At 65.3% G+C, this 15,562-nt stretch carries 19 protein-coding genes; 1 reads left to right on the top strand and 18 read right to left on the bottom strand.

What is annotated here, in order from left to right; all coding sequences use genetic code 11:
* Positions 1–3: 3 nt before the first annotated feature.
* The 15 genes from Q8K99_08740 to Q8K99_08670 all read right to left on the bottom strand — a co-directional run bounded on the left by Q8K99_08740 (position 4) and on the right by Q8K99_08670 (position 13,426).
* Positions 4–1,152, bottom strand: coding sequence for a stage 0 sporulation family protein (locus Q8K99_08740; protein MDP2182640.1), 1,149 nt, complete (start codon positions 1,150–1,152; stop codon positions 4–6).
* Positions 1,140–2,267 (bottom strand): DNA polymerase III subunit delta' C-terminal domain-containing protein, encoded by a 1,128-nt coding sequence (locus Q8K99_08735; protein MDP2182639.1) that lies wholly within the window; start codon positions 2,265–2,267, stop codon positions 1,140–1,142. The genes Q8K99_08740 and Q8K99_08735 overlap by 13 nt, the downstream gene beginning before the upstream one ends.
* Positions 2,264–2,920: a dTMP kinase gene (gene tmk / locus Q8K99_08730; GenBank protein MDP2182638.1), complete on the bottom strand. Its 657-nt coding sequence runs from the start codon at positions 2,918–2,920 to the stop codon at positions 2,264–2,266. The genes Q8K99_08735 and tmk overlap by 4 nt, the downstream gene beginning before the upstream one ends.
* A complete protein-coding gene (locus tag Q8K99_08725; GenBank protein ID MDP2182637.1) occupies positions 2,917–3,504 on the bottom strand; it encodes a FumA C-terminus/TtdB family hydratase beta subunit in 588 nt (195 codons plus the stop codon). The genes tmk and Q8K99_08725 overlap by 4 nt, the downstream gene beginning before the upstream one ends.
* The gene (locus Q8K99_08720) at positions 3,491–4,978 is read right to left on the bottom strand and encodes an MFS transporter (GenBank protein ID MDP2182636.1); all 1,488 of its coding nucleotides are present in this window, start codon (positions 4,976–4,978) and stop codon (positions 3,491–3,493) included. Before Q8K99_08720 ends, Q8K99_08725 begins: the two co-directional genes overlap by 14 nt.
* Positions 4,968–5,807, bottom strand: coding sequence for a fumarate hydratase (locus Q8K99_08715; protein MDP2182635.1), 840 nt, complete (start codon positions 5,805–5,807; stop codon positions 4,968–4,970). Before Q8K99_08715 ends, Q8K99_08720 begins: the two co-directional genes overlap by 11 nt.
* A 1-nt stretch (position 5,808) precedes the next feature.
* Entirely contained in the window at positions 5,809–6,744 is a 936-nt protein-coding gene (mdh, locus tag Q8K99_08710) for a malate dehydrogenase (protein MDP2182634.1), read from the bottom strand.
* 95 nt (positions 6,745–6,839) lie between these two features.
* Positions 6,840–7,538: a hypothetical protein gene (locus Q8K99_08705; GenBank protein MDP2182633.1), complete on the bottom strand. Its 699-nt coding sequence runs from the start codon at positions 7,536–7,538 to the stop codon at positions 6,840–6,842.
* Positions 7,539–7,611: 73 nt separating this feature from the next.
* Positions 7,612–10,170 (bottom strand): DNA topoisomerase I, encoded by a 2,559-nt coding sequence (locus Q8K99_08700; protein ID MDP2182632.1) that lies wholly within the window; start codon positions 10,168–10,170, stop codon positions 7,612–7,614.
* Positions 10,171–10,270: 100 nt separating this feature from the next.
* A complete protein-coding gene (locus Q8K99_08695; protein MDP2182631.1) occupies positions 10,271–10,825 on the bottom strand; it encodes an HDIG domain-containing protein in 555 nt (184 codons plus the stop codon).
* 45 nt (positions 10,826–10,870) lie between these two features.
* Entirely contained in the window at positions 10,871–11,536 is a 666-nt protein-coding gene (gene hypB, locus Q8K99_08690) for a hydrogenase nickel incorporation protein HypB (GenBank protein MDP2182630.1), read from the bottom strand.
* Between the two features lie 2 nt (positions 11,537–11,538).
* Positions 11,539–11,937, bottom strand: coding sequence for a hydrogenase maturation nickel metallochaperone HypA (gene hypA, locus Q8K99_08685; GenBank protein MDP2182629.1), 399 nt, complete (start codon positions 11,935–11,937; stop codon positions 11,539–11,541).
* A 22-nt stretch (positions 11,938–11,959) separates the two neighbouring features.
* Entirely contained in the window at positions 11,960–12,709 is a 750-nt protein-coding gene (gene tatC, locus Q8K99_08680) for a twin-arginine translocase subunit TatC (protein ID MDP2182628.1), read from the bottom strand.
* Between the two features lie 24 nt (positions 12,710–12,733).
* The gene (locus Q8K99_08675; protein ID MDP2182627.1) at positions 12,734–12,991 is read right to left on the bottom strand and encodes a twin-arginine translocase TatA/TatE family subunit; all 258 of its coding nucleotides are present in this window, start codon (positions 12,989–12,991) and stop codon (positions 12,734–12,736) included.
* Positions 12,992–13,090: 99 nt separating this feature from the next.
* Positions 13,091–13,426 carry an STAS domain-containing protein gene (locus Q8K99_08670; protein ID MDP2182626.1) on the bottom strand — a complete coding sequence of 112 codons (336 nt, stop codon included), beginning with the start codon at positions 13,424–13,426 and terminating at the stop codon, positions 13,091–13,093.
* A gap of 181 nt (positions 13,427–13,607) precedes the next feature.
* Between Q8K99_08670 and Q8K99_08665 the strand changes: the two genes are divergently transcribed.
* Complete coding sequence (locus tag Q8K99_08665) at positions 13,608–13,955, top strand: STAS domain-containing protein (GenBank protein MDP2182625.1); 348 nt, start codon at positions 13,608–13,610, stop codon at positions 13,953–13,955.
* Between the two features lie 2 nt (positions 13,956–13,957).
* Here the strand turns inward: Q8K99_08665 and Q8K99_08660 are convergent, their stop codons facing one another.
* From Q8K99_08660 to Q8K99_08650, 3 genes are all read right to left on the bottom strand, one after another.
* Positions 13,958–14,623 (bottom strand): hypothetical protein, encoded by a 666-nt coding sequence (locus Q8K99_08660; protein MDP2182624.1) that lies wholly within the window; start codon positions 14,621–14,623, stop codon positions 13,958–13,960.
* Positions 14,624–14,706: 83 nt separating this feature from the next.
* Positions 14,707–15,105 (bottom strand): hypothetical protein, encoded by a 399-nt coding sequence (locus Q8K99_08655; protein ID MDP2182623.1) that lies wholly within the window; start codon positions 15,103–15,105, stop codon positions 14,707–14,709.
* Positions 15,106–15,118: 13 nt separating this feature from the next.
* Positions 15,119–15,556 (bottom strand): SoxR reducing system RseC family protein, encoded by a 438-nt coding sequence (locus Q8K99_08650; protein ID MDP2182622.1) that lies wholly within the window; start codon positions 15,554–15,556, stop codon positions 15,119–15,121.
* Positions 15,557–15,562 lie beyond the last annotated feature (6 nt).

Here is a 15,562-nt window from a genome sequence, read left to right as displayed (position 1 = left end):
GTTCTAGCCGTCCTGTGTGGCCTCGCCGCCGGATGGCTTGCGGCGACGCCTCCGCCTCCGGGCTGCGGGTTTCGGCTGTGCCGCCCCTTCGCTTTCGCCCTTTGGCTGGGTCCTTCCCTCGGTCTTGCGCTCGCTCTTGCCCTCGGTCGGCTTGTCCACCGGCTTGGGGGCCGCCTTCTGGCCGGACTTCTCCGGCCGCCTGCCAGGCCGATCCGACTGCCGTCCCCTGCCGCGATCTCGGGCCGGCTTCTCCTCGGCAGTCTCGCGTTGTGCCGGAGCCGCGATCGAGGCCGGCAGAGCGACACCCGCCGCTTCGAGCGCTTCCTGGCGAACGACGCATGGACAACCCTTGCCCGAGCCGCACTCCATCGCCGAAAGCGGAACCGTCAGCGTCGTGCCTTCCTGCGTCCGCATCGTCACGGTCTCGCGAGGGGTGTTGAGATCAACGACCTTGCCAGCTCCGATGGGGGTCTCGATAATCGCTCCGCGCTTGGGTGCCCGGGACTTGTAGTCCTTGTAGGCGTCGTACTCATAGCGAAGACAGCACATGAGTCTTCCACACAGGCCGCTGATTTTCAAGGGATTCAGCGGGAGGTCCTGCTCCTTGGCCATACGGATCGACACCGGCTGAAACTCGCCGGGGAACCTGACGCAGCACAGCATCTGTCCGCAGTGCCCTAGGCCCCCGACCATGCGGGCCTCGTCGCGCACTCCGACCTGTCGCATGTCCACTCGCGCCTTCACGCGGCCAGCCATCTCACGGACAAGCTCGCGGAAGTCGACGCGCTCCTCGGCAGAGAAGTAGAAGATGACCTTGGCACCGTCGAAGAGGTACTCGACGTCGATCGGCTTCATGTCGAGACCGTGCTTGGCGATAAGTTCGCGGAAGATGGGCATCGCCTCGTCTTCGCGCTCGCGCAGCTCGGCTGCGGTCGCCAGGTCAGCCTCGTCGGCAACGCGCACGACGGGCTTGAGCGCAGCGGGAAGGTCGGCGCTGGCGACCTCGTGCGGCGCCTCAACGACCTGACCTATCTCCGTACCTCGCTCTGTCTCGACCACAACGTGGTCGGAAGTATCTGGGGTTGTGCCTGCAGGATCGAAGTAGAGCACCTTCGTCGCGAGACGCAATTTGACTCCCACTACCGTGGGCACGTAAGAACCTCCTGGATATCGAAGAGCATGGCCTCGACGGCCAGCTGGGGACTCACATTATACGAGATGCGCCGCCGAGTCTCCCTCACAGCCGCTATCGCCTTGCTCACAGCCGCAGGAGTGATGATCGCAGCCACCTCCTCCATGGCGTCGGAAGCGTCGTCATTCGACACGAACTCACCCACGCCCTGTGACATGACCAAGCAATCCCTCAGCCAACTCTCCGCGATACTCAGAACCTCGTGAACGCCCTCCCTCTCGCGCGCGGTCAGTTCCCGCTTCTGCCGGTCGGCCAGCGCCTTTCCAGGCGACGTGCCGAGGAACTCCTGGCGCTCGCGCGCCTCGGCAGAGTGGATCTCCTTGAGTTCCTCAAGCGGCGCCTTGACGGCGGCAAGCAGTTCGCGAGCGCTGCGCAGCACGTCGTGGCCGTCCATCACGGGAAGGTCCTTCAGCACCCGCAACATCGCGGTCCTCGCCTCCCGGCGAGAGGGCGACGCGAGGAACTCCTTGGCGCGGGACAGAACGCCGCCGGTCGCGGCGAGAGCGGCGCGCGCTTCGGTGGGCTGCGCGCCGGTCCGTTCGACAAGCAGGCGCTCGGCGGTCTGAGGTGGAATGCGGCGGAAACGCACGATCTGGCAGCGGGACGCGATCGTAGGCAGCACCGAGTCGAAAGAGGGCGCAAGCAGCACGATCACCACGTCGTCCGGCGGCTCCTCGAGAGTCTTGAGGAACGCGTTGGCCGAAGAGTCGTTGAACGTGTCCGCCGATTCGATGATGTAGATCTTGCGGTCGCCGTCGACGGGCCTCAGACCGACATCGTGGATCACCTGCCGGATCTGGGGGACCATGTAGGTGGCCGCACCCTCCGGACCGATGATGTGGACGTCGGGGTGGAAGCCCTTCTTGATGCGAAAACACGTCGAGCAGGCACCGCATCCGTCGTCGTGGCAGTAGAGCGCGCATGCGAACGCCTTCGCCGCTGTCTTCTTCCCGGCTCCCGGAGCTCCGACGAACAGGTAGGCATGACCGACGGCTTCCGTGGTCACCGTGGTCCTCAGGTGCTCGACGACCCTCTGCTGGCCGATGATGTCGTCCCAGACGCAAGGGCGACTCATTCGTCCGTACCTCCGAAGACCACTCCGATGACGGGTATGGAGCGAACCGCCTTCGATACGAGCGCTGCGACATCGGCGACGGAACCGCTCGCGTCCACGACAACCGTCCGCTCCGGTTCTGCGGCGGCGATCTCGAGGAAGCCCTCGCGAACACGCTCGTGGAAAGCCACCGACTCCGCCTCGAGTCGATCGGGCTGTGACTCCCTCGACGCTCGCGCCAGGCCGACCTCGGGCGGGACGTCGAGCACGATCGTCAGGTCCGGCACCAGACCTCCTGTGGCTGCCCTGTTGAGTGCCCGCACCTCATCGAGCGGAAGATCTCGACCGTAGCCCTGATAGGCGGTGGAGGAATCAGCGAAGCGGTCGCATATGACGATACCGGCCGAGGCCAGCGCCGGTCGAATGACCTGCGCGACGAGCTGAGCACGACTGGCCTCGTACAGCAGAAGTTCGGCAAGGTAGTCCAGTCCTTCATGATCCCGATCCAGCAGTATCGATCGCACGGCCTCTCCCACGGCGGTACCGCCGGGTTCACGAACGATGGTGACGGTGAATCCCGCCGCCCGCAGCCTGTCTGAGAGCAACCTGAGTTGCGTGGACTTGCCGCAGCCCTCGCCGCCTTCGAGTGTGATGAGAACTCCCCTGGCGGTCATCGCTCACCAACTCCGGCTCCGGCGCGCCCACGCCAGTCCTCGGGCGCCTCTGAGTAGAGATCGTGGCCGGCCGTGTCGATCGCCACGAAGACAGGGAACTTGTCGAGCTCCAGGCGCATCAGCGCCTCTGTGCCGAGTTCAGGATAGGCGACGATCTCCGCAGCACGGACGTGGGTCGCAAGCAGCGCGGCCGCACCGCCCACCGCTGCGAAGTAGACCGCCCCAAGACGCGCGCACGCCTCGATGACGGCGGCGCCGCGAGCGCCCTTGCCGATCATCGCGACGATACCCGCTTCCAGAAGAGCCGGTGTGTACGAATCCATACGCCTGGCAGTCGTCGGCCCGACCGAGCCCACCGCACGTCCGGCCGCCGCGGGTGTCGGCCCCGCGTACAGCAGCGTCTGACCCGCCAGGCCATACGGAAGTCGCTCTTCGGCCTCAAGCTCGGCGACCAGCCGCGCGTGGGTCGTGTCGCGGGCCGTGAACACCGGTCCGCTGAGCGCCACCGTATCACCGGCAGCAAGCGATGCGAGCTGCTTTCGCGAGGCGGGCAGCCGTATGTCGACCGGGTCACGCATCGGCATGCTCCTGAGCAGTCCGCCAGTTCAGGGTGCGGAAGGCGTACACGGCCGCAGCCAGCACGATCAGCGACGCGAGCTGCAGGGCGACCTGCGAACCCGAGACCGTCACGTTGCTGAGATTCATCTCCTGCAACTCCACGATGCGCCTCACGATCTTCGCCGCAAAGTCGCCTATCGGGGCCATGACGATCATCGAGAGCAGGAGTGAGACACGAATCACCGATTCGAGGGCTGTGAACACACGCCCGCGGATCTCATCGGCGACGGTACAGATCACGTAGGTGTTCCCTGCCACGGTCACGGTCGCGATGAACAGTCCTGCGACTGCGGCGAAGATGCCCGCCACGCCGTACGTGCCGGAACTCGCGAAACCGAACATCGCCACGCCGAACCCGGCGACACCGCCAAGGAACAGCAGCTGCAGCGATAGCTGACCGGCCAGACGGGGGACGACAAGCGCCCCGGCGACCATCCCTAGTGCAAGGAACACGAGCATGAACGTCTGGGGCGAAGCGGCAAGGCTTTGCAGGAGCTCGCTGCGGCCCATGAACGGTCCAAAGCCGGAAAGCTCCTGCTGCACGAAGGTGAGCCCCACCGGGATGATCGTCCCGCCTCCGAGGATCGCCATCCCGATCGTCACAAGGAAGCCCCTGAGTTCGCCGTGCTGGCCAAGGAAGCGGAACGACTCCACGACGTCCTTGCCCACAAGCGACAGGTCGAGAGCGCCGTCCTCGGAAGGTGCCTTCGCCCTGACCCGTATGCCAAGGATCGCGACGGCGGATATGAGGAAGGTGAGCGAGTCGAGGAACACGCCGGCACGCGGGCCGAGAAGCGCGGGCTTGAAGAACTCGATGAGCGTGTCCACAAGCACGATATCGAGCGACATCACCGCATGCACGATCGCCTCGAACCCTGCGAGAATGGCGCCGGACGCGGCGAGTCCCACCAGCATGCTCGCCTGCTGCGTCGTGTACGAGAGCCCGTTGGCCGCAGGCATGTCGTCATCTTCGACCAGGTACGGGATGAGCGCGTTCTTGGCCGGGAAGAAGAACAGCGACGCGGTCTCCATGAGCAGCACGACGATGTAGATGAGCGCGAGCTGCAGTCCGGGACTGAAACCCGCCACGGCGATGAGCCCCAGCGCGAGCACGGAGCGAACCACGTCGGCCGCGATCATCGTTCTGCGCCGGTCGAACCTGTCCACGAACACCCCGATGACCGAGGAGAACACGAGCGCCGGGATGATCTTGGCGATGAGAATGCCGGCGACTGCGAACGACGAGCCGCCTGACAACCGTGTCACGAGCGGCATCAGGAAGCCGATAACGAGCCAATCGCCTGTCCCGCTCACGAACTGGCTGAGCCACAGGCGGCGGAACTTGGGGTTTCGCGCAAGCCTTCGGTAGGCGCCTGCCGAGACCCCGACGGTCGTCCCGGCCTGCTCGAGGCCCTTACCCTGCCGCATGTCAGCCGACATCGACGCTCACCGACCTGACCGCGCTGCATCCCATGTTCACAGCGACCGGGAGCGCGGCGATGTGGCAGGGAGCGCTGGCCAGGTGTACCGCCAGCGCGGTCGTGTCGCCGCCGAGTCCGCCGGGTCCTATGCCGAGCGCGTTGATCTCGGCAAGCAGGTCACGCTCAAGCGCCGCGAGACGCGGATCCGGGTTGGTCTCCCCGACCGCGCGCAGGAGCGCCTTCTTGGCCAGCGAGCCCACCTTGTCGAACGTCGTCCCTACCCCCACGCCAACCACCACCGGCGGGCATGCGCCGCTCGCCTTGGCCTGCACGGTCTCGAGAACGAAGCGCCGCACCCCGTCCAGCCCCGCCGACGGGTCGAGCATGGCGAGCGCCGACGCGTTATCGGAGCCGCCGCCCTTCAGCATCACGTGCACGCGGGCGCCTTTGCCCGGGCGCACGGTCACGTCCACGAACGCCGGCGTGTTGTCTCCCGTATTGGCCCGGTCCAGCAGCGCGTCACGGCACACGCTCATCCTGAGCGCGCCGTCCGCGTACGCCTCCGCGACGGCACGATCGATCGCACCCTGCAGGTCGCCGCCGACGTGTTCCTCGGCCCCGAGTTCGATCCACACCCACACCGTGCCTGTGTCCTGGCAAAGCGGCACCGCATCTCGCGCCGCGATCTCGCAGTTCTCAATGAGCTGGCCAAGGACCGCGCACCCGCGTTCGGAACGCTCGCTGTTGGCGGCATCCCGAAGCGCCCGGGCCACATCGGGTCGCAGCTCTGTCGCGGCACGCCGGATGGCGTCCCGGACTGCTACAGCGATGGCGGCGGAGTCGACCACGTCAGCCCCGCAGTCCCATCGCGTCGAGAGCTTCGGCGATGGTGGCCGCCGAAGCGCGCAGCGCCTCGGTCTCCTCGGCGGAGAGCGCAAGCTCGGGCACCGCGCGCAGACCCTCTCGTCCGAGCGTCGCGGGCACGGACATGTACACGTCATCGATGCCGTACTGTCCGGAGAGGTGAACGCAGCTCGGCAGCGTTTCGCCGGTGTCGCCGAGAATCGCCTCGACCATGCTCACGACTGACGCGGCGGGCGCGTAGAAGGCGCTCCCGGTCTTCAGCAGCGCCACGACTTCCGCCCCGCCGAAGATCGTGCGCTCGACGAGAGCGGCGATGTCGACGGCAGAGAGTATCTCTGCAAGCGGGCGCCCGTCGACCGTGGACTGCCCGGGAAGCGGCACCATGGCGTCCCCGTGCGCACCGCACGCGAGCGCCCGCACGGACGCGATGGGCGCGCCGGTCGCCTCGGCGATCGCGTAGGCGAAGCGCGCCGAGTCGAGCACGCCGCCCATACCCAAGACGCGGGTCGCCGGCAGGCCCGAGAGCTTCCAGGCAAGGTAGCACATGATGTCGAGCGGATTCGTGACGCACACGAGCACCGCGTCCGGGGACGCTTCGAGCGCGGAGCCGACGACCGAGCGCACGATAGCGGAGTTGGCGGCGAGCAGGTCGTCGCGGGTCATGCCGGGCTTGCGCGGCAGGCCCGCCGTGATCACGACCACGTCCGAGCGTGCGGTGTCCGCGTAGTCGTTCGTCCCGCTCACACGCGGGCCGAACTGTTCAACCGACCTCGCGTGCATCATGTCGAGCGCCTTGCCCTGCGGCAGTCCCTCGGCGACATCGACCATAACGACATCGGCTACCTGCTTCGTCGCCATCAGGAACGCCGCTGTGGCACCCACCTGACCGGCTCCGACCACGGTGACCTTCGGATACGTCATCGACGACCTTTCGCGAAACGGACTGTCCCCCTGACGCGCGGACGGCCCTCTTCGGGCCGCCAACACTGATTAGGTGATTCTACCATGCTGCAAGGCTACGAAAGCTCCGCCGGATAGTCCACGGCGAGCTTGCGGCCGGCATGGTGGGCGACGCGCTGGGCGAGCATGGGAGGCACGGCCGGAAGCCGCTCCCTGGGAGTCGGCTGGGGCACCGGCTCGGGCACGTCGAACACGAGCAGGTCGTCTCCGCCAACGGCCTCGGCCAGCACCTGGCCAAGGAGAATGACCACGCTCCCGCCATGCCCCGGCTCGCCGGGTTCCGCCCCGTCGGGCTCGGCGACCAGCACCAGTCCTGCAGCCGAGTCAGACAGCTTCAGCGCAAGTTCGAGCACCGCTTCCGCCTGGAGGTCGGACTCGCTCCGCGGCGCCATGACGAGCACCGCCGGCCGCTCCGCGGCGGCCGCCTCAAGCTCGGCTGCGTCCATGCACGCATCGCCATACAGCAGCGCCACGCGTCCAAGGCGGCCAGAGATGCCCGGAAGCTCTGCAGCCGCGAACCTCAACGAACGCGAATCGGGTCCCACGTGTGGAAGAAGATAGCTCAGGCTGTCCGAGAACTGCTCGAGTTCGGCGGAGAGGACATCGCGAGCGGGATGATCGTGAAGCGAGAAGACCTCGGGGAAGACCAATAGCTCCGCCCCCGCATCGACCGCAGCCTGTGCTGCAAGACCGAGCGCGCGTGCGTCTTCCTCGGCAGATGCGCGAAGCGTGTGCTGGACGACTCCGATCCGCATGACTGCTCCCCGTCCGAACGTCTGGGGCGGTCCACACCTACTTCATGCCCGCGTGCGGCCGGGCTTCACCCGTTCAGGACGATTTCTTGCCTGCCGAGGACGAGGAGCGCTTCTTGGCCTTGCCGCCCTTCGCGGCGCCCTTCGCGCCCTTGGCGGCCTTGGAGGCGTCCTTGGCGGCCTTGTCCTTCGTCGGGCACTCCGGGTCGAGGCACACGCGCCACGGGCCCTTGCGCGTTATCGCAACGATGACCGGCGACCCGCAGGCTTCGCAGATCTCGCCGGTCGGCTCGATGTCGCCACTCTGGGGCAGCGGGTAGGACCTCCCGCAGGTATCGTAGTTGGTGCATCGGGCGTACTGCTTGAGGGTGCGCGGGGAGACGCGTCGTGTGATAAGACCCTCGCGACCGTCCTTGGCACAGACCGGACACGCGCCGAGCGCGGTCTCAGGGACCTTGTTCGTCGCGCACTGGGGGTCGAGACAGCGCACGAGAGGCTTGCGCTTGAACTGGGCGATCTTGACCTGGGGCGTGCCGCACTCGGGACACGCTTCCTCGACGGGCTCGATACCACCTTCGGGCAGCGGGTAGGTGACGTCACATTCGGGCCATCCCGCGCAACCGACGAACTGGCTTCTTGTCTTGGCCGAGCTCTTGATGAGCAGGTCGTGCCCGGACTTGGGACAGGTGCCGACTTTCGCGTCCTCGGTAGCAGCGGCCTTGAGCATCTCGCCGACGTCCTCGGCGCGCGGCAACAGCACCTCCATCACCCCGGCAAGAAGCTCGCGGGAGTGGTTCACTACCCGAGCTCGCTCATCGCGACCGTTGGCGATGGCATCCATCTCGGCATCGAGCTCTGCCGTCATGCCGGGTGTCGTGATGCGCTCGGCGTACTGACTGAGCGCCTCGATCACGGTGCGACCAAGGCACGTGGGCTCGATGGGATCGCCGTTTGCGTAGCGGCGGTCATACAGCGTCTGGATGATGTCGTGCCGGGTGGCCTTCGTACCGAGCCCGCGCTTCTCCATTTCCTGGATGAGCTTGCCCTGTGAGTAGCGGGCCGGCGGCTGCGTCTGCTTCTCTTCCATGCTCGCGCCACCGAAGTCGACGACCGAGCCCTCCGCCATCGCCGGCAGGAATTCTTCCTTCTTGAGGCCGTACGGGTAGACGGCGCGGAACCCCGGCGTCACGACGACGTCACCGCGCGCGTTGAAGGTCTCGCCTCCGACCTCGATACCAACCTTCGTGGACTCGAGAATCGCCGGGTCCGACAGCGTGGCCATGAAGCGCCGCGCCACGAGGTTGTAGAGCTTGAACTCCTCGGGCTTGAGTTTCTCGGGATCGGCTGCGCCCGTTGGGTGGATCGGCGGGTGGTCGGTCGCCTCCTTGGCGCCGCGCGTGGGCGTGAGCTTGCCGCGCTTCAGCAGTCGCCCGACGTGCTCGTGATAGGTGGGGACTGCGTCGAGCGTCTTTAGTATGCCGATGAGATCAAGGCTCGGCGGGTAGACCGAGTTGTCCACGCGCGGATACGAGATGAGGCCGTCCATGTATAGGGACTCGGCGATACGCATCGTGCGCGCCGGCGCGATTCCTTCTGCGGCGGCAGTGGTGAGCAGCGCGGTGGTGTTGAACGGCGTCGGCGGCTTCACCGTGCGGCGAGAGGTCGTGACCTCGGCGATCTTGCCCTTACCCTTGCCGCCGTCGGGACTCGCCCCGTCGCCGAGAACGCTGTTGGCGGCATCGAGCGCCTTCGTCGCGACGTCCTCGCTCTTGAAGCGCTCAGTCGCGTGCGTCGCCGAAAACTCCTCGCCGTCCTTGGCGAAGACCGCCTTCACGGTCCAGTATGTCTCCGGCACGAACGCCTCGCGCTCGAACTCCCGGTCGACGATGAGTTTGAGGGTCGGGGTCTGCACGCGTCCCGCGGAGCGGGGACGAGCGACTCCGGAGAAGCGCACCTTGGTCAGATAGCGTGTCAGCACGGCGCCCCAGACGAGGTCGATGTCCTGACGCGCTCCACCGGCTGCGGCGAGCTCGTCCGACACCTGCCCCAGGTCGCCGAAGGCGCGCTCGATCTCGTCATTGGTGATCGCCGAGAAGCGTGCCCGCGAGACAGGCACGTCGAAGTTGACCTCGCGGACAAGGCCGCGCGCGTCCGCGCCGATGAGTTCGCCCTCGCGGTCGAAGTCGGTGGCGATGATGACCTCGTCGGCCTTCTTCGCCAGTGTTCTGAGCGACCGGACGATCTCTTTCTCGGTCGGATGCTTCCCTACAGGCGTCCAGACCAGATAGGGCAGGGACTGCAACCTCCACTGCTTGAGGTCCACGCCGTCGGCCGAGAACGGCTTCCTGACCGGTGCCGGCCAGGGCGGCGCTGCCAGTCTCTCCGGCAACGTCGTCGGCGTCCGGACGCCCTCCTCCCACTCGGCGTACCAGGCACCCTTCTCGTGCACGAGCCGCTCGGGGAAGTCCACGCCAAGGATGTGGCCCTTGAGTCCGATGGAGACCCAGTCCTCACCATCACGCCTGAACTTGTAGACCGGCGTGTTGTAGACCTTTTCGGCCGTGGGCTTGCCCACCGCCAGAATCTCGGCGATACGGCGGGCGGCTATGTTCTTTTCGGAAACAACGAGTCGCATACAGGGTGTCCGTTCGAAGGTCGGGCGGCAGCATTCTTGGAAGTATATACTGCGCGGTCAACCCCGAACCTATCCGGCGTCTTTCCGCGGGGCCGAAGCCCTAGAGCCCGATTTCCGTCGCGCGGGCCTGCATGGCGCGAAGCGCAAGCTCAAGGAAGTCATCGCGGGAAAGCCCGATCGACTCGCATGTCGCCATCTGATCGCGGCTGGCGCCGCGCGCAAACGCCTTCTCCTTCCAGCGCTTCTTCAGAGAGCGCACCTCGACATTCGCAAGGGACTTGTCGGGTCGCACGAGGGCCGCCGCAACGATGAAACCCGTCGTGGGATCCGCAGCGTAGAGTGCGCGGTCCATAGGCAACTCGCGAGGTGCTTTCTCGGCATGACCAAGGATCGCGTGGACGATTCCGTCGTCCACCCGGTCGCCGAGCATCTCCGCCGTCACGTAGCCGTGGCGATCGGGATCCTCGGCAGTCTCGGCGTAGTCGAGATCGTGCAGCAAGCCGGTGAGCGCCCAGCGCCGCTGCTCCTCCTCGGCGAGCTCGAAGTGGACCGCCAGCGCCTCCATGATCGCCTCGACCGCCACGCAATGGTTCACGAGATTGCGGTTCGGAATCTCCTGGCTCACTAGCGCGAATGCTTCGCTGCGGTCCATCATCGCCCCTCCATGCCTACTCTCTCCCCTGCCAAGGACACGCGCGTGCTAGGCCTCGGCCGCCCGGACACCCTCGATCCGCCCGGCCAGCCACTCCGCCCAGGCGTCGATGCCGTCGCCCTTCGTTGCAGACGTCGGGAAGATGGGGGCCGCGGCGTTCAGCGACCGCACGACAGTACGGAACTCGTCCTCATCGAAATCGAACACGCTGAGCGTGTCGTACGTGTTGAGGATGACCGCCTCGGATATGGCGAAGATGTTCGGGTACTTGTAGGGCTTGTCGTGGCCCTCCGGCACGGACAGGATCATCACCTTGGCGTGTTCCCCGAGGTAGAAATCGGTCGGGCAGACGAGGTTGCCCACGTTCTCGATGATGATAAGGTCGAGCTCATCGAGATCGAGGGTGGCGATGGCGCGACCGATCATGTCGGACTCGAGGTGGCACGCGCCGCCGGTGTTTATCTGCACGGCCGGGATACCGTGGGCGGAGATCTTCTCCGCGTCGACCCTGCTGGCGATGTCCCCTTCGATGACCGCGATGCGGTACCGGTCGCGTAGCACGGCGATGGTGGCAAGTATCGTGGAGGTCTTGCCGGCGCCGGGGCTTGCCATGAGATCCAGGACGAAGACGCCCTTCTCGTCAAAGAGCGTCCGGTTCTCGGCAGCAAGCCTCTCGTTGCGGTCCAGAATCGGCTTCGAGATGTCGATTTCCACGGCTACCGCTCCTTCGCAGGGGTTTCGGACCCGGCGTCCGTCTCGGACTCCTCATCGGGAAGGTCGACCTCGATGCTGTCGATGCGCAACTCCCGGCCCTGGATGGCCTCGTTGAACGGGTTGCCACACTCCGGACAGATCGCGTCAAAACGCCCGTGATCGAACTCCGTCTGGCACTGCAAACAGCGCGACCTGGGCGATATGGACTCGATGAACAGTGTTGCGTCCTCGGCCATGGTCCCGGGACTCAGAGACTCAAAGGCGAACTGGAGCGCGTAGTCCACGACCTCCGAGAGCTCTCCAACGCTGATGTGGATCTCGGTGATGCGTGTCGCGCCCTGCTCCTTGGCAGCGTCGAACGCGGCCGCAAGGATTCCGTTGCAGATACCCATCTCGTGCATATGGAGCCTCCTCGGCAGGGTCCTAGAGACCCATCGCCTTCTGCTGCGCAATTCGCTTCGCCAGCACCAGGCGTGCCAGTCCGAGACTACCCTCGTACAGCGCGATGAGTGCCGCGAAGAGCGCGCCCATCGTCACCGGCGACCAGTCGGGAGTGGCTATGGCCGCCACGAGCATGAGGAGAACGTAGACGACCCGCCAACTTGCGCGAAGCTTCTTGTAGGAGATGAAGTCGAATAGGAGGAGGTAGAAGACGACGACGGGCAACTCGAAAGCAAGCCCGAAACCGAGCATGAGCAGGGTGACGCCCGAAAGGAACTTCGATGCATCGGGCAAGACCTCGACGGACCCACCCGCCACCTGCCCCAGCATCCACTTGAACGCCGGATCCAGGATCACGTAGTACGCAAATGCGTTTCCAGCTATGAACAGCACAACGCCCGCGATGAAAGTCGGAACGAAGTAGCGTCGCTCCTTGGGTTTGAGCGCAGGCAGGAAGAACGCCAGCACCTGCCAGATGAGTATCGGGCTCGTAAGGACGAGGGCTCCGTACAATGCGACCTTGAACCGAAACGTGAACGATTCGAAAGGGCCGAACACGTTGAGCTTGCCGATGTAGGGCAGAATCGGTTTGAGGATGATATCGAGCATGTCCCATGACCAGTAGTACAGGGCCGTGGAGGACACTGCGATGGTGATCACGACAATGACCAGCCGCTTGCGGAACTCTTCGAGGTGGTCGAGGAAGGGCATGCGCTTGGGTCCGATGGGCATATGCGTGTCCGGAGGCGCGAGGCGCTACTCCTCTTCCTCCTCTTCGTCCTCGAACTCCATGGCGCTGGGAGCGGGCTTCGCGGCGGGAGTCTTCTTGGCCTCTGTCGGGCGCTCGCCATACACCTCGGCGCGGATCATCGCCTCCATGCTCTCCTGAGTGCGCTTGAACTCGCGCATGAACCGGCCGACCGTTCGGCCCATCTCAGGCAGCTTGTCCGGGCCGAAGACGACGAGCGCGAACGCCACGATGATCATCAACTCAAGGCCACTGATGCCGAACACCTGGCGTGCACACTCCCATCGGTCCGATGCCGGTCGACCGTAGCGCCCGAAGGCCGTGGAAAGCAGTCTATGCCGGGGGATGCCCCCCTGCAAGGATACTCAGAACTCGCGAGCCTCAGCGACGCTCGCGAAGATAGGAAAGACCCTGTCGAGGCCGGTGATTCTGAAGATCTTCAGGACGTTTTCGCGGGTACACACGAGCCGTACCGTGCCGGACTTCTCCTTGGCACGACGCAGCCCCCCGACAAGCACTCCCAGGCCGGAACTGTCGATGAATCCGACTCCTTCGAGGTCAACGAGCACGTTCGCGCACCCGGACTCCAGGTTCTCGATCAGACTCTCCTTGAGGCGCGGAGCGGTATAGATGTCCACCTCGCCCTCGAGTGTCATGATGCATGTGGTGCCGTCAAGTTCCACGGAGATATCGAGTTCCATCGGGAGTCTCGCCTTCCGGTCTGTTTGACCCACTTCACGCATTGTACCGTGGGATATCCGCTCGAACCAAGCTACCTGCCTGCGCCGCGTGAAGAGACCGGTGAAGAGACCGGAGCCCGCTGCGCTACACTGGACACCTATTTGGGTACCATTCTCCTGAACACCTCACGAAGGGGCGTCGATGTCTCTGACGATAGATCTTGCACAAGAAACGTCCTATTGGCAGCTCACACTGAGCGGCGACCTCGACTACGGCGAGTGCGCTGCCTTTCGCATGAACATCGACCGTATCCTGAAGTCCCACCCGCCGTCCACGATAGTCGATCTCTCCCAGCTCGAGTATCTCGACAGCTCCGGTCTCGGGCTGCTTCTAAGCCTGTCCAAGGAGTACGGCGCGCAAGGCGGACGCCTTGTTCTCGTCACCAACGAGACCGTGGACAACATCCTGTCGCTTACGCGCCTGAACGGCATCTTCTCGACGGCCGGCTCCGTCAGCGATGCGAAAGCGGTTCTCGGCACCGAGAACTAGAACTAGGGCGTCGTGGTCGCCGGAGTGCTTGGAGAAGCGATTTCCTTGAGCGTCTGCTCTGCGAATTCCCTGTTGCCGGACGCTCCCTGCGGATCGAGCTCGAGATACCTGGTGAGGGCAGCGACGGCCTTCACCGACTGCCCGGCGGTGTTGTAGAACACCCCGGCATTAAAGAACGCCTGGGCGAAATCGGGATTCGCCTCCAAGACCGGCTCGACGGTCAGAATCGCCTTGTCGGTCTGCCCGGTGTAGTAGTAGGCGATCGAAAGGTCGGTGGTGAGGGACGGGTCGCCCGATTTCACGGCGACAGCCCGCTCGTAGTAGCTCGTGGCCGACAACCACATGGGCCGGTCGGCACCGGTGAGCGACGCCTGACTTGCGACGGCTCCTTGGACATCGAGCGCCCAGTCGAAGTACCTGTTGCCCTGGTTCACGAGCACCGTGTAGCTCGTAGGCTCGCTCGCAAGAGCCTGATCGTAGGCAGCTATGGCCGCGGAGTGCTTCGCCGCGATGGTATCGAGCTTGCCCGTCCCCGAATCACCGGACGTGCCGCCCGAACCGGAGAACCCCACGGAGTTCCAGGGCACGAACGACAGCACGAGAAGCGTGGCCACGAGGCCGATGCCGATCTTCGTGACTAGCGAGGTCTGCTTCTTGTTCAGGGCCACGGTTCCGTGCCTCCAAAGGTCATAGCGCGCGTACGGGCCCCGATGTCATGCCGCCGGGGCCCGTACGCGGCGATACTATGTGTCTAGTTGCCGGTGTCTTCGACTGGCGCCGTTTCCTCACCGCTTGGCGCAGCACCCGTGTCACCGACAGATGGATGTCCCTCGGGCAGTGCGCCGCTGTCAAGCTGTTCGGGGCTCAGCTGCGGTGCGGTTGCCGCACCCGGAGAGACGGTCGGCGTGCTCACGGTCGATCCACCTGCGGGAATGAGGATGCCGATGATGATGCCGACGAGCAGCGAGATGACTCCGATGAGAGCGGCCACGGTAACCGTCACGCTCTGCGCGGTGCCCGGTGCAGCCGCTGCCGCCGGACGACTCGCGCGGGCTGCCCCAGACGCGTTCTTCGTGGAGCCCGAAGGCTTCTCGACGGTCCCGTCGGCCGGCTTCTCGTCCTCGTCGAAGAAGAAGTCCTGATCGCTCACGTGTGGTGTCCTCCTAGTTCGGAATGCTGTCCTGCGAACCCGCATCGCCTGCGGGATCGGGCGAATAACCTCGCGCGATTATAGCACGGACCACGGGACCATCCTGGGGGCCCGCCGCCTTGTCTGGAACGGTCGCAAGTGCAACGGCTCCGGCGAGCAGGGCACACAGCGCGCCGCCGACATCGGGGTTGATGCCAATCCTCGTCGAGAGCAAGAATCCGGCCAGGTAACCCGGCACAAGGGCAGCAACCGGGATGAGGTATAGCCGGACTTGCGCGCGTCGTCGAGCAGCCCCAGGCGTCTCAACGAGCACGGAGTCGCCGACCTGAACACCGAGGGGGTCATCGACACCTTCGAGGAGCCGGAGTCCGCCCGCACCTTCACTGCAGATTCCACAGGATTCACACGACTCGGATGGCTGGATGAGCACGTCAACCACCCCGTCAAGCACACTGGA

Source organism: Actinomycetota bacterium, from assembly GCA_030682655.1.
Classification (GTDB): domain Bacteria; phylum Actinomycetota; class Coriobacteriia; order Anaerosomatales; family JAUXNU01; genus JAUXNU01.
The sequence above is the reverse complement of the archived record's forward strand: the minus strand, read 5'-3'. Positions and strand labels throughout refer to the sequence as shown.